The organism is Porticoccus sp. W117 (genome assembly GCF_030341905.1).
GTDB lineage: Bacteria > Pseudomonadota > Gammaproteobacteria > Pseudomonadales > Porticoccaceae > SCSIO-12696.
In genome coordinates this window covers 15427-33637 of sequence record NZ_JATAAF010000017.1, presented here as the reverse complement: position 1 = coordinate 33637, position 18211 = coordinate 15427, and the positions used below count along the sequence as shown (strand labels likewise).

At 53.7% G+C, this 18211-nt stretch carries 21 protein-coding genes; 10 read left to right on the top strand and 11 right to left on the bottom strand.

From position 1 onward, the window contains the following. Window positions 1-6: 6 nt before the first annotated feature. Window positions 7-615 carry a hypothetical protein gene (locus QSV34_RS11635; RefSeq protein WP_289154903.1) on the bottom strand — a complete coding sequence of 203 codons (609 nt, stop codon included), beginning with the start codon at window positions 613-615 and terminating at the stop codon, window positions 7-9. Window positions 616-887: 272 nt separating this feature from the next. Here QSV34_RS11635 and QSV34_RS11630 point away from each other — a divergent pair, with 272 nt between their 5' ends. From QSV34_RS11630 to QSV34_RS11610, 5 genes are all read left to right on the top strand, one after another. Beyond that, window positions 888-2390 (top strand): aminotransferase class III-fold pyridoxal phosphate-dependent enzyme, encoded by a 1503-nt coding sequence (locus QSV34_RS11630; RefSeq protein WP_289154902.1) that lies wholly within the window; start codon window positions 888-890, stop codon window positions 2388-2390. 79 nt (window positions 2391-2469) lie between these two features. After that, window positions 2470-3744, top strand: a complete 1275-nt coding sequence (locus QSV34_RS11625) for an ATP-binding protein (RefSeq protein WP_289154901.1) — start codon at window positions 2470-2472, stop codon at window positions 3742-3744. Continuing rightward, window positions 3741-4280, top strand: coding sequence for a response regulator transcription factor (locus QSV34_RS11620; protein WP_289154899.1), 540 nt, complete (start codon window positions 3741-3743; stop codon window positions 4278-4280). The genes QSV34_RS11625 and QSV34_RS11620 overlap by 4 nt, the downstream gene beginning before the upstream one ends. A gap of 73 nt (window positions 4281-4353) precedes the next feature. Next, window positions 4354-5028, top strand: a complete 675-nt coding sequence (locus QSV34_RS11615) for a DUF2461 domain-containing protein (RefSeq protein WP_289154897.1) — start codon at window positions 4354-4356, stop codon at window positions 5026-5028. Window positions 5029-5040: 12 nt separating this feature from the next. Beyond that, the gene (locus tag QSV34_RS11610) at window positions 5041-5568 is read left to right on the top strand and encodes a retropepsin-like aspartic protease family protein (protein WP_289154895.1); all 528 of its coding nucleotides are present in this window, start codon (window positions 5041-5043) and stop codon (window positions 5566-5568) included. Window positions 5569-5657: 89 nt separating this feature from the next. Here the strand turns inward: QSV34_RS11610 and QSV34_RS11605 are convergent, their stop codons facing one another. Continuing rightward, window positions 5658-6032 (bottom strand): glycine zipper family protein, encoded by a 375-nt coding sequence (locus QSV34_RS11605; RefSeq protein ID WP_289154893.1) that lies wholly within the window; start codon window positions 6030-6032, stop codon window positions 5658-5660. A 119-nt stretch (window positions 6033-6151) separates the two neighbouring features. On the opposite strand from QSV34_RS11605, the gene QSV34_RS11600 reads away from it, so the two are divergent. The 3 genes from QSV34_RS11600 to QSV34_RS11590 are packed head-to-tail and all read left to right on the top strand — an operon-like array spanning window position 6152 to window position 9021. Then, the gene (locus QSV34_RS11600) at window positions 6152-7858 is read left to right on the top strand and encodes a vWA domain-containing protein (RefSeq protein WP_289154891.1); all 1707 of its coding nucleotides are present in this window, start codon (window positions 6152-6154) and stop codon (window positions 7856-7858) included. Window positions 7859-7871: 13 nt separating this feature from the next. Continuing rightward, window positions 7872-8408 (top strand): sigma-70 family RNA polymerase sigma factor, encoded by a 537-nt coding sequence (locus tag QSV34_RS11595; protein WP_289154889.1) that lies wholly within the window; start codon window positions 7872-7874, stop codon window positions 8406-8408. Next, the gene (locus QSV34_RS11590) at window positions 8401-9021 is read left to right on the top strand and encodes a hypothetical protein (RefSeq protein ID WP_289154887.1); all 621 of its coding nucleotides are present in this window, start codon (window positions 8401-8403) and stop codon (window positions 9019-9021) included. Before QSV34_RS11595 ends, QSV34_RS11590 begins: the two co-directional genes overlap by 8 nt. Window positions 9022-9155: 134 nt before the next feature. Here the strand turns inward: QSV34_RS11590 and QSV34_RS11585 are convergent, their stop codons facing one another. The 7 genes from QSV34_RS11585 to pssA all read right to left on the bottom strand — a co-directional run bounded on the left by QSV34_RS11585 (window position 9156) and on the right by pssA (window position 14552). Further along, on the bottom strand, window positions 9156-10004 hold the full coding sequence (locus tag QSV34_RS11585; RefSeq protein ID WP_289154886.1) for an SPFH domain-containing protein: 849 nt from the start codon (window positions 10002-10004) through the stop codon (window positions 9156-9158). A 21-nt stretch (window positions 10005-10025) separates the two neighbouring features. Further along, complete coding sequence (locus QSV34_RS11580) at window positions 10026-10478, bottom strand: NfeD family protein (RefSeq protein WP_289154884.1); 453 nt, start codon at window positions 10476-10478, stop codon at window positions 10026-10028. Between the two features lie 10 nt (window positions 10479-10488). Then, on the bottom strand, window positions 10489-10716 hold the full coding sequence (locus QSV34_RS11575; protein WP_289154882.1) for a hypothetical protein: 228 nt from the start codon (window positions 10714-10716) through the stop codon (window positions 10489-10491). Beyond that, window positions 10713-11159: a ribosomal protein S18-alanine N-acetyltransferase gene (gene rimI / locus QSV34_RS11570; RefSeq protein ID WP_289154881.1), complete on the bottom strand. Its 447-nt coding sequence runs from the start codon at window positions 11157-11159 to the stop codon at window positions 10713-10715. The genes QSV34_RS11575 and rimI overlap by 4 nt, the downstream gene beginning before the upstream one ends. Further along, complete coding sequence (locus QSV34_RS11565) at window positions 11156-11734, bottom strand: hypothetical protein (protein WP_289154879.1); 579 nt, start codon at window positions 11732-11734, stop codon at window positions 11156-11158. Before QSV34_RS11565 ends, rimI begins: the two co-directional genes overlap by 4 nt. A gap of 132 nt (window positions 11735-11866) precedes the next feature. After that, window positions 11867-13426 (bottom strand): 2-isopropylmalate synthase, encoded by a 1560-nt coding sequence (locus QSV34_RS11560; RefSeq protein ID WP_289154877.1) that lies wholly within the window; start codon window positions 13424-13426, stop codon window positions 11867-11869. Between the two features lie 256 nt (window positions 13427-13682). Next, window positions 13683-14552 carry a CDP-diacylglycerol--serine O-phosphatidyltransferase gene (gene pssA, locus QSV34_RS11555; protein ID WP_289154875.1) on the bottom strand — a complete coding sequence of 290 codons (870 nt, stop codon included), beginning with the start codon at window positions 14550-14552 and terminating at the stop codon, window positions 13683-13685. A 167-nt stretch (window positions 14553-14719) separates the two neighbouring features. Here pssA and QSV34_RS11550 point away from each other — a divergent pair, with 167 nt between their 5' ends. Continuing rightward, on the top strand, window positions 14720-15175 hold the full coding sequence (locus tag QSV34_RS11550; RefSeq protein ID WP_289154873.1) for a DUF4124 domain-containing protein: 456 nt from the start codon (window positions 14720-14722) through the stop codon (window positions 15173-15175). Window positions 15176-15349: 174 nt separating this feature from the next. Here QSV34_RS11550 and QSV34_RS11545 read toward each other — a convergent pair whose 3' ends face one another. Together QSV34_RS11545 and QSV34_RS11540 are read right to left on the bottom strand one after the other, a co-directional pair. Then, complete coding sequence (locus QSV34_RS11545; protein WP_289154871.1) at window positions 15350-16291, bottom strand: FAD-binding protein; 942 nt, start codon at window positions 16289-16291, stop codon at window positions 15350-15352. Further along, complete coding sequence (locus tag QSV34_RS11540; protein WP_289154870.1) at window positions 16291-17040, bottom strand: electron transfer flavoprotein subunit beta/FixA family protein; 750 nt, start codon at window positions 17038-17040, stop codon at window positions 16291-16293. The genes QSV34_RS11545 and QSV34_RS11540 overlap by 1 nt, the downstream gene beginning before the upstream one ends. 389 nt (window positions 17041-17429) lie before the next feature. Between QSV34_RS11540 and pomA the strand changes: the two genes are divergently transcribed. Beyond that, window positions 17430-18206, top strand: a complete 777-nt coding sequence (gene pomA, locus QSV34_RS11535) for a flagellar motor protein PomA (protein ID WP_289154868.1) — start codon at window positions 17430-17432, stop codon at window positions 18204-18206. Window positions 18207-18211 lie beyond the last annotated feature (5 nt).

Genomic DNA, 18211 nt, shown 5'->3' with positions numbered 1-18211 from the left:
TCTTCTTTAATCATGACTGCGGCTCAAATCCTCAGAGCACACAGGCTTGTCAACAGCCAACTTCAATATCTCTTTAGCCAGATTCCTAGCGTAAGAAGGCAATAAAAAAGCCCAGGAAATAACAACAAACATCAAAGCACCAATAAACATAGATCCTATGAGTAATATAAATTCGGTGTAATCGTGAATAATCTTAAAATCACCAACGGCATTCTCAATTTTAAAGTTCAACCGATATACATCCGCCGATAAGTACTCATTTATATAGAGTGCCAGAAAAAACAACCCACCACTTAACACCAATAAAAAAGCTGAAATTCCGATCAGCTTAGGAAGGCGCAGCATAGCCCTTAAACTGTTAGCCACTTCTCTGATAAAGATCAAAACCGAGATTCCAACAAGGCCGACAACTAATGCGGCGACCCCCATAACAATCAAGTTTAAAAACCAGAGCGACTTTACAACTCCATAATACTTTACTCCCATAAATACCACTTCTTCAGACATAAGGGTCCATATCACACCTAAAAATAAGACGAGATAAACAACTACCGAAGGCAATATCGTAAGATTTTGCTTTGCCTCACGCTTTCTAGCTTCATCAATTTCTTTCATCTTCGATGCCACCAACAATTTTCATTGAACTTCAGGCTCGCTCACTTCCAGCATGAACTCAAGAAAAACCATGCCTACTTAAGTACTTTTCAGGTAAAAACAGGAAAAGTTCCTTTCTCCCTATAAGATAGGCTTTCTAGAAATAGTCATATTGACCAATATGACCTCCATATTGATTATTAATTACGTCAATATGCCTATTTTGCCAATTCATAATGCCATCCTTGGCCACTAAAATTAAAAAAACACAGCCGCACCAACCGGATAGCCCTATGACCATGATTGAACAATTACCCGTTATCGACCGCCTTTCCCCCCTGCGCCGTTTTGCAGGTGAGCGCCTGACTACCGGCCTCAGCGATCAGCAGATTGAAACCTTTGCCAGCCGTGATCCGAAGTTGCTGCAAGCCATTGACGCGGCGGTGACCTACGCCAACACCATTGCCGGGCAATACCCGCAGCTGGTGGATCTGGATGAACAACAGCAGATTGAACAGATCCAGCAGGGCTACCTGAATTTTTACAACAGCGACGCCATCAACCCCTACGTTGCCGCTGCCGCTGCCGGCCCCTGGATCGTAACCCTGAAAGGCGCGGTACTCTACGACACCGGCGGTTACGGCATGCTGGGTCTGGGGCATGCTCCAGAGGTGATTCTTGACGCCATGAACCAGCCCCATGTGATGGCCAATATCATGACGCCAAACATCAGCCAAATGGCACTGATGGCAGCCTTGCGCCGGGAGGTTGGCCACAACCGCAGCCAAGGCTGCCCGTACCGCAGCTTCCTGTGCATAAACTCCGGCAGCGAATCGGTGTCTGTGGCGGCCCGTATCTCGGACATTAACGCCAAGCTGATGACAGAAGCCGGTGGCAAGCATGAAGGCAAGCGCATTGTGCGCCTGGCGCTGAAGGGCGCCTTCCACGGTCGCACCGACCGCCCGGCCCAGTACTCCGATTCCAGCATGAGCACTTACAAAAAGTACCTAGCCAGTTTCCAACAGGGCGACAATCTGCTCACCGTGGCTGCCAATGACTGCGAAGGGCTGCAGGCTGCCTTTGAATACGCCGATAAAGAACAACTGTTTATCGAATCCATGTTCTTCGAACCTGTGATGGGTGAAGGCAACCCTGGTCTGGCCACCACGCCGGAATTCTACGCACTGGCCCGCCGCCTGACTGAAGAACACGGGGCACTGCTGCTGGCAGACTCCATTCAAGCTGGGCTGCGCACCACTGGCAACTTGTCTATTACCGATTACCCCGGTTTTGAAAACCTGTCAGCGCCGGATATGGAAACCTACTCCAAGGCCATCAATGGCGGTCAATACCCGCTGTCGGTTTTGGCGCTGAATGAAAAAGCCGACCACCTTTACCAGAAGGGTTTGTACGGCAATACCATGACTACCAACCCTCGCGCTATGGATGTGGCCGTGGCGGTTCTCAACAATATGAGCGACGATCTTCGCACCAACATTGTGTCTGCTGGCGAACAGCTGGTCGCCAAATTCACCGCATTGCAGGCAGAAATGAACGGTGCCATCACCGCCGTGCAAGGTACTGGGCTGCTGATGAGTGTGGAACTGAGCGACACCTACAAATGCTACGGTGCCGACAGTACTGAAGAGTATATGCGCACTCGTGGCGTTAACGTCATTCATGGCGGCACCAACTCCCTGCGCTTTACACCCTGGTTTGGTATTAGCGACGAGGAGATTGACCTGCTGGTTGACGTAACCCGGGACGCTCTGCTCAACGGGCCGCGTAAAGGCTAAAACCTGCAACATGCGATCAAAACCCCATTAAAGGAAAGCCTCGGCTTTCCTTTTTTTTGTCCGCAGGTACCATAGGCGCATGCCTACCCTGCCCCCCAATTCCAGTGCGCTGATTCGCCGCAATCTCAAACGCCTCAACCTGATTCGCTGCATCGCCATCGGCGGTCAATTTCTGGCGCTGTACTATTTTTGGGTACTGTCAGACATTGGCCTGCCCGGCAATATACTCGCCATTGTCCTGTTGATTTACAGTGCAGTACTGGCCGCCAGCATATGGCGCAGCCACTGGCGGGCGCCGCTGACGGAAGCGGAGTTTTTTGCCCACCTGTTGGCGGATATGGTGTTCTTTTCCGCCCTGCTTTATTTCAGCGGTGGTGCCAGCAACCCCTTTGTTTCCTACTACCTGGTGCCCATTTGCATCGCTGCAGCCACCCTGCCGCGAAGTTACAGCTGGCTGATTGCTGCACTGTCTCTGCTGGCCTACAGCGCGTTGTTTTACTACAACCATCCGGTGATGGCGTTGGCACCTCATCACCATCACCACGGCGGCGGTGATGGTGCCAACCTTCACCTTGTGGGCATGTGGGCGAACTTCGCGGTTAGCGCCGCATTGATCACTTTTTTTATTTCTCGCATGGCCGCTGACCTGCGCCGCCAGGAAGCCACAGCCAATCGTTTGCGGGAAGATGAGCTGCGCAATAACCAGGTATTGGCAGTGGCCACACTGGCAGCGGGTACGGCTCACGAACTGGGTACGCCGCTGAACACCATGCAGCTATTGCTGGACGATATGGCCGATAGCAAACATCAGGACAGTGACGACATAAGCGTGCTGCAAGAACAGGTCAAACAATGTCGAGCCACGTTGCAGCGCCTGGTAAACACCGCTGAAATCGACAGCGACCAGCAACAACCGGGGCGCGATTTGCGCCAGTATCTGGAAGAGCTGTTCACCAGTTGGCAAGTGATGCGCCCGGATGCCCGCCCGGAAATTAGCTGGCACGACAACTGCCCGACGGTGGATGTGCATTACCCACCCACAGTGGCTCAGTCCATTCACAACATACTCAACAACGCCGCCGATGCCAGCCCGCGTGTAGAAATTGCCGTCCAGTGGGGCAGACAGCAATTGCAGCTGACGGTGCGGGATTTCGGCGATGGCCTTACCCCTGAGCAGCGGGAGCAAATGGGCCAACCGTTTACCAGCTCTAAAGCCAGCGGTATGGGGCTGGGGTTGTTTCTTACCCACACCACCTTTAACCGCATCGGTGGCCAGGTGTTGATGGATAACGTGGAAGGCGGCGGCACTATGACGCAAGTGCTATTGCCACTGGCAGAGGTGCCGCCACAATGACCGATACCAAACGCAAATGGCTGCTGGTGGATGATGACGCCACCTTCTCTGCCACTCTTTGTCGTTCACTGCAGCGGCGCGACGAACAAGTCGCCGTGGCCAATACCGCGGAGGATGCCCTGGCCCTGGCGGCAAAAGAGCAGCCCTCACATGCGGTGCTTGATTTGAAGTTGGCAGAGTCATCAGGCCTGCACCTGTTGCAAGAGCTCAAACAACTGTTGCCCGACTGCCAGGTGGTGATTCTTACCGGCTATTCCAGCGTCGCCACCGCCGTGGAAGCCATCAAACTGGGCGCCCTTAACTACCTTTGCAAACCCGTCACCCTGGCGGACATACTGTCTGCCTTCGACGGGGAAGATGGCGATCCGGATACGGCTATCGCCGACACACCGCCCTCTATGGATCGCCTGGAGTGGGAACATATCCAACGGGTTCTGGCAGAAAACCACAACAACATCTCTGCCAGTGCACGGCAATTGGGCATGCACCGGCGAACATTGCAACGCAAATTACAAAAGAGACCGGTGAAAAAATAACAGGCTGCTTAGGAAATTGTCGAAACCATTAGCCGCTGTTCGTCCTGTGTAAAACAGCCACGAGGATTGCACCATGCCGTTCACCACAAAAACCATTTCCTTTTTGCAGCAACTCCGCACCAACAACAATCGCGACTGGTTTAACGACCACAAGCAGGACTACGAAGATGTTGTGCGCACGCCAGCTCTGGAGTTTATTGAGCAGATGGCCGCACCGCTGGCAAAAATCAGCCCGCAGTTTGAAGCCATCCCTAAAAAAGTCGGCGGGTCGCTGATGCGAATTTACCGCGACACCCGCTTTGGCAAAGACAAAACCCCCTATAAAACCAACATTGGTATTCAGTTTCGCCACCGCTTGGGCAAGGATGTGCATGCCCCCGGCTTTTACCTTCACATTGAACCGGGGGAAGTATTCGTTGGCGTGGGCATCTGGCGCCCGGACAGCGCCACACTGCTGAAAATACGAACGGCCATCACCGAAAAGCCAAAACCGTATCAGCAAGCACTGGCGCACAAACCCTTTCAGCACTTTTCTATGGCGGGGGATTCCTTAAAAAGGCCACCGCGGGGTTTTGATGCCGAGCACCCACTGGTGGAAGAACTAAAGCGCAAAGACTTTATTGCGGTTACCGAGCTGGATGAAAAAGTCCTTTTTGAGAAAAGCCTGGTCAACAAAATTGCCAAACAATTTGACAGCGCCACCCCGCTTATGAAATTTTTGTGTCAGGCTATAGACGTAAAATTTTAACGGGAAGTATTTATGGAGCCACCGCAGCACCCTGCCCAACAACCCGGCAAGTCCATAGGCCGCGGCATGATGATCGCTGGCTGGTTGATCGTGCTTGCCCTGCTCACCTGGGTATTTGGCAATTGGGAAGAAAGCCGCTACAACCCCAACCAGAATGTCGCCACGACCTCCAGCGGCGGTCAGGTGGAAGTCAGCCTGCAAAGAAACCGCTGGGGCCACTATGTGGCCAACGGCACCATCAATGGCAAGACAGTTACCTATCTACTGGATACCGGTGCCACCGATGTGTCTATTCCCGGCCATCTTGAGAAAAAACTGGGCTTAAGCCGCGGCCGCAGTTTCAATGCCTCTACCGCTAACGGCATTATTCAGGTTTATGGCACCACTCTGGATACATTTACCCTCGGTGGCATAGAAATGCGCAATGTGCGCGCCAGTATTAACCCGCACATGAAGGCGAATGAGATTCTGCTGGGGATGAGCGTCTTGCAGCACCTTGAGCTGGTGCAAAAAGGGGATAGTTTGACGATTCGGCAGTAGCCTTGGCGGATTACGCTGCTGCGCAGCTAATCCGCCCTACAGCGCCTGATCGTAGGGTGGATTAGTCAAAGGCGTAATCCACCAAAATTCTAATTAAGTACTCTGTATCCTCGATTTCTTAAGCAGTTGCGTACCACGCGTTTTTTCTCCCACTCGGCGGAACGGGCACCTCTAACACCGGACAATACCGCACCGGTTCCGGCACCTTTGGCGGCCCCATCGCTACCGTCAAAAATAGCACCCAACACGCCGCCGACAACAGCACCTTCAGCGGCGCGGCCAGCTACCCGCTCGCCTTTGTTGATATAGCCAGCATAACCCTCGCAGTCCGCCAGATCACCGTGAAAGGCAGCCATATCAACGCCCTTCTCATCAATAATCACCCCGCTGTAACCATAGCCGCGGTAGGTGTTGGCGCAAGCCACCAGAAACAGACAGCAGACCAGAGATAAAACCAGTTTCATCAGACTACCCTCAAAAAGTTGCTTTGAGGGAAAACGGCACAGTCGACCCGGCGTTGACAGCAACCCGATTTGGCACCGCTGGCGTTTACCAATACAACGCTCACAACAAGGAGCCAGCGATGAAAAACATCAATTCTGCGATAACAGTAGCGAGCATCAGCACACTTGCCGCCACTACGACACTGCTCAGCGTTCTGGCTATGGTGGCTTGCACCACCGTAGAAGAAGATCGCGTCAGCCAGGCGGATGCAAATATTTTTCAGGAAGAAGAGGTTCATACGGTTGCCGAGATGTCAGATGCTCCGCAAGATAACTTCAAAAAGTTTGATCCCAACAGTGCTCGCCCACTACTGGCACGTGTGATGGCACCATCCTCCCCCCAATATCACCAGGAGCCAAACCGGAAAAACTACCGCCACCGCGATGCCAACAGTTTTCTACAGGTCAGCGAAAAGCCTGTTAGCACCTTTAGCATTGACGTAGACAGCGCCGCTTACGCCAACGCGCGCCGTTATCTCAGCAGCGGCGCCCTGCCACCGGCAGACGCTATTCGCAGTGAGGAATTTATAAACTACTTTGATTACCAGTACCCGGCTCCAGACAATCGCAAAGCCCCCTTTTCCATCACCACAGAAGTGGCTCCCAGTCCTTGGGCAATGGGTCGCCATCTATTGCATGTGGGGTTGCAGGGTTATGAAATAGAATCCTCACAACTGCCACCAGCTAACCTGGTTTTTTTGGTGGATGTCTCCGGTTCCATGAACTACCCCAATAAACTCGGCTTGCTGAAAAACTCCCTGAAGCTACTGAGTAAATCACTGCGTAAAAACGACACTGTCAGCATCGTGGTTTATGCGGGGGCTTCAGGTGTGGTGTTGCCAGCCACCGCAGGCAATGACCGCCATGCTATTTATCGGGCCTTGAAACAGCTACAGGCGGGCGGCTCCACCAACGGAGCTGCGGGCATTGAGCTGGCTTACCAGATTGCCCGGCAAGAATTTAAAGACGATGGCGTTAACCGGGTTATCCTCGCTACCGATGGGGATTTCAATGTGGGGGTAACCAATATAGAGGCGTTAAAAGATTTGGTTAAACAGCAACGGGGCAGTGGTATCGAGCTTACAACGCTTGGCTTTGGCACAGGCAATTACAACGACGCCCTGATGAATGAACTGGCGGAAATTGGCAACGGCAATGCTGCCTATATCGACACGGCCAAAGAAGCCCGCAAAGCGCTGGTGGAGCAACTCAGCGGCACCCTGTATACCATTGCCAAAGACGTCAAAATACAAATTGAATTTTCGCCACAAGTGGCAGAGTACCGCCTGATCGGTTACGAAAGCCGCCTGCTGAAGCGGGAGGATTTTAACAACGACAAAGTAGATGCCGGTGAAATCGGCGCCGGGCACAGTGTCACCGCACTCTATGAAATAGTGCTAACAGATAGCAACGCACTCACCGTTGACCCCCTGCGTTACAGCAACCAGCCACAGTCCCAGGAGAAAGGCGACGAACTGGCTTATTTAAAACTGCGTTACAAGCTGCCGGAGCAGACAACCAGTACCCTGTTACAGCAGGCCATTAAACGCCAGCAAATTACGCCATTGGATAACAGCAGCGAGAACTTCCGCTGGAGCGCGGCAGCGGCGGCATTTGCCCAACACCTGAGTGGCAACACCTGGCTGCAGGATTTTGGCTACGCAGAATTGCTGGCACTGGCACAGGGCGCACGAGGCAATGATCGCCAAGGCTATCGCGCAGAAATGATCCAGTTGGTTAAAATGGCACAATCACTACAGGTCAACGAGCATCTGTCTGCTCGGTAAACTGGGGGTATCTATGGACGACCACGCACTGATGCGAGCCTGGCAGGAAGGCGATGGAACCGCCTTTGAGCAGCTCTACCGCCACCACAAGGATTCGCTGCTGCGCTTTCTGTGGCGTCAGGTGGGCGACTCTGCGGCGGAAGAACTGTTCCAGGATATATGGATGAAGGTGATCAAAGCCCGGTTGCGCTACCGCCCCACCGCGAGCTTTAAAACCTGGCTGTACACCATTGCCCGCAACCGGCTGTTGGATCACTACCGCAGCCAACAGCGTCAGCCGATGATGGAATGGGATGAGACGCAACCTTTGTTAGCCGCCTCAGACCCTCAGGGGGAATCTGCCAACCATCAGCAGGTGCAACGCCTGCTGGCGCTGTTAAAAACCCTGCCCACAGAACAACGGGAAGTTTTTCTGCTAAAAGAAGAAGCGGGCTTTACAGTACCGGAGATCGCCCGGTTGATTGACTGCAGCCTGGAAGCGGCCAAAAGCCGACTGCGCTACGCCATCAAGAAATTGCAACAAGGTATGGAGGCATACTGCGATGCCTGAACACGAACATGAACACGACAAAGCCATTTCCGAGCTCTATCAGCAGAGCCGGGAGGAAACCATGAATACTCGCGACCTGGACGACAAAATCCTGGCCGCCGCCAATGCGGATCTGGCCGCTGAGCGCAAACCCACCGCCACTGTCGTGAAATACTCCGGCTGGCGACGCTGGAGCACACCGGTAGCGGCGGCTGCCTGCCTGCTGCTGGCGACCTCTGTGGGGTTTAATGTGATGCTCTATCAGCAGACGCAAATATCGTCTGAGCCGCAAGCAGCGCGATTTGCGGATTTAGCGGTTGTGGAGCCAACACCCGTGTCGGCCAGCGCACCACAAGTCGCTCAAACCCGTAAAAAAGAAGCTCTGACATCACCGCAAGTGGCTGCGGAATTGCGCGAGCGGCGCTTATCCAGACAGGAGTCGGATCAAATTTTTGAGGTTGCTGATGTAGAGAGTCAATTGGACGAAGAAGTGGTTGTCACTGGAAGTGCCCTGCAAGTGGACAGTGAAACTGAAACGCAAGTGGAAGAAATTATTGCACTGTTGGAAAACGGTGAGTTAAAACAAGCGGAGCAGGAATTGGCGATGTTGATTGAAAAACTCCCGCAACCGTAGGCTGGATTAACATTAATCCTGTAGCCCGGGTAGAGCGTAGCGGAACCCGGGACAGAAGGTGAACAGAGTTTTCAAGGTCGCTGTTTCCCGGGTTCCGCTACGCTCTACCCGGGCTACGAGTCAACTCAAAGATTTTATCTCCCCCCCATAATCCCCCGTACCGCCGCAGGAATATCCGCTGGCAACACAATAGTTTTGGCATTCTCCGACGCTGACATATCTTGAATAGCGTCTACGTATTTATCACCCAGCAGGTACATCACCGGCAGTTCTTTATCCTGAACCGCAGAGGCAACACGCTCCACCGCTTCTTTGGTGGCTTCCGCCAACACCACTTTTGCCTTGGCATCACGGCGTGAGGCTTCCAAGCGGCCGTCGGCTTCCAGAATAGCGGCTTCTTTTTCACCGTCTGCACGGGTTACCGTGGCACGGCGCTCACGTTCGGCAGCGGCCTGCTCTTCCATCGCCTTCTGCATGGTGGTCGACGGGTTGATGTCCTGAATTTCTACGGTTTTCAGGGTAATACCCCAGTCGGCAATATCGTCGGAAATCGCACCTTTCAGTTTGGCCTTGATCTGATCGCGAGACGACAGGGCATCGTCCAGGTCCATCTCACCGATAATGGAACGCAGCGAAGTCTGCACCAGAGTTTGAATAGCAATCTCGTAGTTTTCGATGCCGTACACTGCTTTTTCAGGAGTCACAATATTGATATAGGCCACCGCGTTGGCAATGATGACGGCATTGTCGCGGGTAATCACTTCCTGAGAGGGAATATCCAGAACGATATCCTTGGTGGTTACCTTGTAGGCCACAGCATCAAAAAAAGGCACGATAAAGTTCAAGCCCGGCGGCAGGGTTTTGTGGTATTTCCCCAGCCGTTGCACCACATATTTCATTCCCTGTGGAACGGTTTTTATGCCGCTGGTTAAAACAATAAATAAAAAGACAACGCCAATACCAAGGGTAATGATTGAATCCATGTTTTATTACTCCAATTAAAGTTATTTCTTGGACACTACTAATGTGTTTCCGGAAATACGGGTTATGGATACCCGATCTCCCACCTCAACATCTTGCTCGCAGATAAATTCCCACTCATCGTTCCCAAGTACCGGTGTGGCAAAGCGCACCTGTCCACGATTGCCCTCTACCGGAGCGCGAATCACATGGCCGGTTTCACCCACCACCGCCTCGGCGCTGATGCCAGCGGTAGTGCGGTCGGCCATCCGGGGTTTGAAATATTTAAACCAGAATACGGTAAAGGCACAGGAAGCCACCAACCAGATCAACAGCTCTGTGGCAAACTCCATTTCCGGCGCCACCGCCTTGATCAGCCCCACAACAATGGCACCGAGGCCAAACCAGAGGATGGTAAAGCTGGGTAAAAAGATTTCTGCGGCAACCAGTGCGATGCCAAAGATCAACCAGTGCCAATAGGCGAGGTCCAATTCCATAGTGCGCTCCTTATTTAATAATGCCCTTTATACCACGAGCTTTTTTGCTGCCCGCTTGTTTAACAATAAAAATAATCAGCGGCAGCGTCAGAGCAGCGCCAAGCACAATCAACAATATTGGCAGGCTACCGGGTGTTTTGGTCAGTTTCATGTACAAACCAAAACCGATCAGCACCACCCCCAGTAAATCCAATAACAGCAGTTTGCCCGGAATAGTCAGTTTTACCTGCTTAGTCACACCAACTCCTTTGCCATCATCAGTGCATCTTCACTGCCTTTGGCGGTTCGGTAATAGTCGCGGCGCTCACCAATCTGATTGAAACCACTGTCCAGATAAAGATGGATAGCGGCAAAGTTGCTGGCACGTACTTCCAGAAAAATCATGCGGGCTTTTTTGGCCGCTTCCAGCAAACAGTGATCCAGCAGCAAGCGCCCCAAGCCTGCACCTTGCCGTTGCGGCGCCACCGCAATATTGAGAATTTCTGCTTCGCCAACCACCAGCGAATACAGGTAATAGCCTATCACCTGGCCGCTGGACTCCAACACCCAACAGCGATGAGAACTGCCCAAACTTTGTTGGAATTGAGTGCGGTTCCAGGGGTGTGGGGATACCTGCGCCTCAATGGCGGTTACCGCTTCAATATCCCCCAACTCCATGGGGCGTATGGTCGCATCGCTCACTGGTTCGCGTTACTAACCAAAGTGCGCAACAAGTCCCAGGTAATACGCTTAGTGGCTCCATCCGCCAGCATCTCATCCAGGCCGGGCGTAACCACCAGTTGGCACTGTTCGGACAGTGGATAGCGGTTTGGATCGCGCTGTTCCTCAGGCAACAGGAATTGGCCAGCCCGCTGCCCCATCACCAATACCAGATTGCAATTGCTTTGTTCCACACGGCCACGCAGCAACGAGCTGAACATGGCTTTGGCTTCCTGCTCGCCGCCGGGGGCATTCGTCACCAACGGCCATTGCACCAGTTCCGGCTCCGCAAGCGATGAATTCAAACGACCGATGGCGCGCAAGATATTGGCGAGTAGCTGGTGCTGGTTCTGGGGTGGGTTCTGATCGTAGTCCAGGGCACTGAACACCAGAGTATCGCCAACCAGCCAGTGGCAGATGGCAAAGCGCAGGGGCTCTGCATCCTCGTTCACTGAATTGGCGCTGGTTTCCGGCTTTTGTACCGGCGCAGGCGTTGTGCTGGGCTCTGGGGCTTTCAGGCCGATGGGCGGCTTTTTCGGCGTTGCAGGCCGAGCCACAACTGACTCTACATCTGTTTCCGATACTGTTTCTGACGCTTGAGGTGAAGGAGTTTGCGGAACCATAAATTCCCTGGGAACGTATTGCACGATTCCCAGGTTCTTTAATAAATAGTCCCGCTGCAGCACAGTTTACACCGCGCCAATATGAGGGTTAGTGCGCTCTTCCCGCCCCAGGGCATTAAGGGCATTGATATAGGCCTTGGCGCTGGCCACCAGAATATCCAGGTCGGCACCGGAGCCATTTACCTTGCGATCGCCCTTGTTAAGAGACACTTTTACTTCCGCCTGGGATTCGGTACCGGCAGTCACCGCATTAACGTTGTACAGCTCCAGCTCGCAACCGCTGTTGGCCAGGCCTTCGATGGCTTTAAACACCGCATCCACCGGGCCGTTGCCCTCCCCTTTCAGGTCGTGTTCGATGCCGTCTTCCTTAATCACCATATGGGCCACAGGGGTTTCACCCATACGGGAATCCACGTCCATGGTCACCAGCTTGAACACATGGCCCTCGGTATCGAGCGGGGGATGTTCGTTGTGCATTTCCGATACCAGCTTGCGCAGGTCGTCGTCGTAAATTTCCCGCTTCTTGTCCGCCAGCAGTTTGAAACGGGCAAAGGCGTCGTTGAGTTCTTCCTTGGTATCAAAGCCGATGCCCAACTCATCCAGGCGAGAGGAAAACGCCGCCCGACCGGACAGTTTGCCCAACACCAGCTTGTTGGTGTTCCAGCCTACATCCTCAGCCTTCATGATTTCGTAGGTTTCCCGGTGCTTGAGCACACCATCCTGGTGAATGCCGGATTCGTGGGAGAAGGCATTAGCACCAACGATGGCCTTATTGGGCTGCACCGGGAAGCCGGTAATGGCAGACACCAGTTTCGATGCGGGCACGATGTTTTCGGTACGAATGCCGGTCTGTACCGGGTACAGATCCTGGCGGGTACGAATGGCCATGACAATTTCTTCCAGGGAAGCATTGCCGGCACGCTCACCCAAACCGTTGATGGTGCACTCCACCTGGCGAGCACCCTGGTGAACCGCAGACAACGAGTTGGCCACCGCCAGGCCCAGGTCGTTGTGGCAGTGAACAGAGAAAATCGCCTGATCGGAATTGGGGATATTGGCGATCATGCGGCCAATGACATCGCCGTATTCCTCTGGCGTACCGTAACCAACGGTATCCGGCACATTGATGGTGCGGGCACCGGCAGCGATCACCGCTTCGGTAATGCGACACATAAAGTCAAATTCCGAGCGGCTGGCATCTTCCAGAGAAAATTCCACATCATCAATCAGGTTGCGGGCCATTTTTACCGCGTTAACAGCCTGCTCCACTACCTGATCCGGCTCCATCTGCAGCTTGTACTTCATGTGGATGGGTGAGGTGGCAATAAAGGTGTGGATGCGGCCGGAGTTAGCCACTTTCACAGCCTCACCGGCGCGTTCGATATCCGCCCGCACCGCTCGCGACAGGCTGCACACGGTGCTGTCTTTTACCAGCTCGGCAATGGAGCGCACCGCGTCAAAATCGCCGGGGCTGGCAATGGCAAAGCCCGCTTCGATGACATCGACACCCAGTTTTTCAAGAGTGCGGGCAACCTGGAGCTTCTCCTCTTTTGTCATGGATGCACCGGGGCTCTGCTCGCCATCGCGCAGGGTGGTATCGAAGATAACCAAACGATCCTTACTCATTGCTGCCTCTCTAACTATATCTGGGTTACTGATTTTACGGGGTTGCTCTGTGGAGAGCGGATAAAGCGGGTATTCGGGAGCCTTCTGCCTGAAATTAAGGCAGAAGGAGAATAAGCGGGGATAGCACAGCACCAGCCAGGTTGGGAACCTGGCCGAATCGGTTACTGTGTTGAATAAAGGTAGTATTCACTGTCATTCGCTGTGCTGGATATGCGCTGAATTTGAGCAGTTTTTCAGCGGCAGTGCAAGTACAACATCAAGGCTGCCGTCGCAGCCGCCGTACAATCTGCGCAACCGGCCCGGAAGCCGCATAGGCCAGGCCCAGCAACAGCAGCATTTTGGGCGGATCGATAGAAACCACCACAAACACGAACACGGCAATCAGGATCATCACAAAAGGCACCCTGCCACGGAGGTCGAGCCCTTTAAAGCTGTGATACTTGACGTTCAACACCATCAAAATACCCGCCACACCCGTAATAATGGCCGCTACCAGCGCCAGGCCCACACCGATGTCAGTATCGTGCCCAGCCCACACCATGGCAGCCACCAAAGCCGCTGCGGCTGGGCTCGCCAGGCCGATAAAGAATCGGCTATCCACAGTACCCACCTGGGTGTTGAAGCGTGCCAGTCGCAGTGCTGCACAAGACACGTAGATAAATGCCACTGCCCAGCCCAGCTTACCCAGCTCATTGAGCCCCCAGCTGAACGACACCACCGCCGGTGCCACACCAAAAGACACCATGTCGGACAAGCTGTCGTACTGAACCCCAAAAGCGCTCTGAGTATTGGTAAGGCGGGCTACCCGACCATCCAGGCCATCGAACACCATGGCCACAAAAATGGCGATAGCGGCCATCTCAAAGTGGCCATTCATACCCGCCAATATGGCGTAAAAGCCACTGAACAAGGCGCCGGTAGTCAGCAGATTGGGCAGCAGGTAAATACCGCGGCGCCGTACCGGACGACCGTCCACGGTCTCTTCCTCTTCGTGCTCCTGAACTGGCAATGCCTGTTCCAGCTCCTGGGCGAGATTTTGCGAGGAATCGTCCTGTGTTTTCGGCGGTGTATTCGTCTCTGCTTCCACCGTTGGTTCCCGGTTATCGCGGTCGCTGTGGTTGTCCATAGGGTGTCCCGTAGTTTGGATAGCAGACATGATAGGCCAATAACGAGCAAAAACAACCAATTGCGATAAAACCATCTATAATCACAAAAGACGGTTTTATGACCTGTGCACAGTTTTCAGCACCATTGACTGGCGTACAATACGGTCACCATTGAAGGAGCAAAACAATGAAAATACTCTCCAGTGCATGGATTTTAGCAATTGTCATGCTGCTTTCCCCCGGTTTGCAGGCCAAAGAAGTCATTTATAAATGGACGGACAAAAACGGCGTCGTTCACTATTCCTCTCACCCGCCAGCGGGACAAAAAGCGGAAAAAGTGAAAGTAGTTGGCCGCAAGGGAACCTCGGTAGATATTTCCAAAAAAGCCGACAGACAACCGCAACCGGCCCCGGAACAACAGCAACAAGCCGTTGCCCCCCCGGCAGAGGTAGAACCCCCTCCGAGCCGCAAGAACCCGGAACACTGTGAGCAGGCGAAAAAGAACCTGTGGAACCTGGAAAATTACCCGCGCCTGAGAATCGAAGACCCGGAAACCGGCGAGCGCCGTATGATGTCTGACGATGAGCGCCAGCAGTATCTGGATGAAGCGAATAAGCAGATTAAGGAATTCTGTGACGAGTAACGCTGCTAGTCTGCTCGCAATCAAAAAGGCCCGCAATACTGATATCGCGGGCCTTTTTGGTTGTTACTCGTCATTGCGAGGAGCCCAAAGGGCGACGCGGCAATCTTTATCAGGCTGGCAGTGGGCTTAGCGAGATTGCCGCGTCGCTGCGCTCCTCGCAATGACGGGACATTATTAAAGCTGACCTTCCAACTCCGGCAATGCTGCAAACAAATCCGCCACCAGGCCGTAATCCGCCACCTGGAAGATAGGGGCTTCTTCGTCCTTGTTGATAGCGACAATCACTTTGCTGTCTTTCATACCTGCCAGGTGCTGGATAGCGCCGGAGATACCCACAGCGATATACAGTTCGGGGGCGACGATCTTGCCAGTCTGACCCACCTGCATATCGTTGGGTACAAAGCCCGCATCCACAGCGGCGCGAGAAGCACCCACAGCGGCACCCAACTTGTCGGCAATGCGGTACAGCATGTCGAAGTTGTCACCGTTCTGCATACCGCGACCACCGGAGATCACCACCTTGGCAGCGGTCAGTTCCGGACGATCGGACTCCGCCACATCTTCACGCACAAAGCTGGACAAGCCGCTGTCGTGAGCGCCATCTACCGCTTCCACGGAAGCGCTGCCGCCACTGGCCTCAACCGGGTCGAAGGCGGTAGCGCGTACGGTGAGCAGTTTCACTGAATCACTGCTCTGTACGGTGGCAATAATGTTGCCCGCGTAGATGGGACGCTGGAAAGTGTCGGGGCTCTCTACCGCACTGATGTCGGAAATGGCCTGCATGTCCAACAGTGCCGCGGCGCGGGGAATCAGGTTTTTACCCGTAGTGGTAGCCGCAGCCAGTACGTGACTGTAGCCACCAGCGGAGTCTTCCACCAATTGCGTCACCAGCGGGGCGACATTCTCTGCCAATTGGTGATCATAGGCGCTGTTATCAGCTACACGTACCCTTTTGACCGCGGCCACTTGCGCCGCCTGCTGAGCAACAGCGTCACAGCCACTGCCCGCTACCAGTACTTCTATATCACCGCCAATGGCCTGAGCCGCAGCCACCGCATTCAAAGTGGCTGGGTTGAGGGTGTTGTTATCGTGTTCTGCAATTACCAGTACGCTCATCAGATCACCTTCGCCTCGTTTTTCAGTTTGTCCAACAGTTCCGCCACATCGGCCACCTTAACGCCCGCCTCACGCTGGGCTGGTGGTGCTACTTTCAGCACCTTGGTGCGTGGCGTCACATCCACACCCAGTTCGTCCGGGCTGGTAGTGTCCATGGGCTTGCTCTTGGCTTTCATAATATTGGGCAGTGACGCATAACGAGGCTCGTTAAGGCGCAAGTCGGTAGTCACAATAGCGGGCAAGTTGAGTTTCAGGGTTTGCAGGCCGCCATCCACCTCTCGAGTTACTTCCACAGCGCCATCGGCCACTTCCAGCACACTGGCAAAGGTGCCTTGCGGGTAGCCGCTGATGGCCGCCAACATCTGGCCAGTCTGGTTGTTGTCGCCATCGATGGCCTGTTTGCCCAGCAGTACAATGTCTGGCTGCTCTTTATCGCATACCGCTTTCAGGCACTTGGCTACCGCCAGGGGTTCCAGCTCGGCGTCGGTTTGAATCAGAATGCCGCGATCAGCGCCCAGGGCCAGAGAAGTGCGAAGCTGCTCCTGAGACTGCTGGGGGCCAATAGAGACGGTGACTACTTCTGTAGCGATGCCTTTTTCTTTCAGGCGCACCGCTTCTTCCACCGCAATTTCACAAAACGGGTTGATGGCCATTTTTACATTGGCCAGATCCACCGCCGAGCCGTCAGGCTTGGCGCGGGCCTTGACGTTGTAGTCAATCACGCGTTTTACCGCTACCAGAATTTTCATGGATTTCTCCGAACACAGTGTATCGATCTATAAACAGTGGGCACGGCTGTTCAGCAAATACCCTTTTAAACCGGGCAGAGACTACCACGGCACTTTGCCACCCGCTATCAGGTTGGCCGTTTTTTGATCAGCAACCGTCGCGAATGTGTAAGAGTAGGACACTGATCGAATTCAAATGCTCCGCCTGTGATAACAAAATGCAGAACAACCTAAAGTAATCTCCCTGGCAGACGATAACGGAGAGCAAAGCCGTAAAAGTCGACTGCTGCTCAAAACGCAGCCACGCTTGTGGCGCCTTTTGAGTTCGCCCTGCTACCATCGGCTAAAACTATCGATAACAAGAATAGAAACCTATTTATTTCAGTAGGTTATCAATAAAGGAGTATCCTGTGGATCTGGCAACTCTGCTCGGGCTTTTGGGCGCCACAGCAACAATTATTGCAGCAATGCTTGCTGGTGAAGACGCCGACATTATGGCGTTTGTGGATACGGCATCTATTTTGATTGTGGCGGTTGGCACCATCCTTGTGGTGTTGATGAAGTTCAACCTCAAGGAATACCTGATGGCCTTCAAGGTGGCCATGCGGGCCTTTATTTTCAAGCTGGAAAAACCGGAAGAACTGATACCTCAGATTGTCGAGTTGGCAAAAATCGCCCGCAAAGAAGGCTTGATCGCTCTGGACGGCCAGGAAATCAGCAACAAATTCCTCGATGACGGCATCAAAATGCTGGTGGATGGTCACGACGCCAATCTGGTTAGGACTGTGATGATGAAGGAAATGAAGCAAACCATCGACCGCCACACCTGGGGTGCCAAAGTATTTGAAGCCACCGCTGACGTAGCCCCCGCTATGGGAATGATCGGCACCCTGATCGGCCTGGTAAAAATGCTCGGCAATATGGACGACCCCAAAGCCATTGGCCCCGCCATGGCGGTGGCGCTGCTCACCACCCTGTACGGCGCCATGATCGCCAATATGTTCGCCAGCCCCATCGCCGACAAACTCACCCTGCGCAAAACCGAAGAAGGCCGAGTGATGGCCATGTGCATCGACGGGGTAATGGGTATTCAGGAAGGCCAGAATCCGCGGGTGATTGAATCCACGCTGAAAGCCTATCTGGATCCATCCAAGCGGGAGCTGGAAGCTGAGGAAAGCGCGGCCTGATTTGC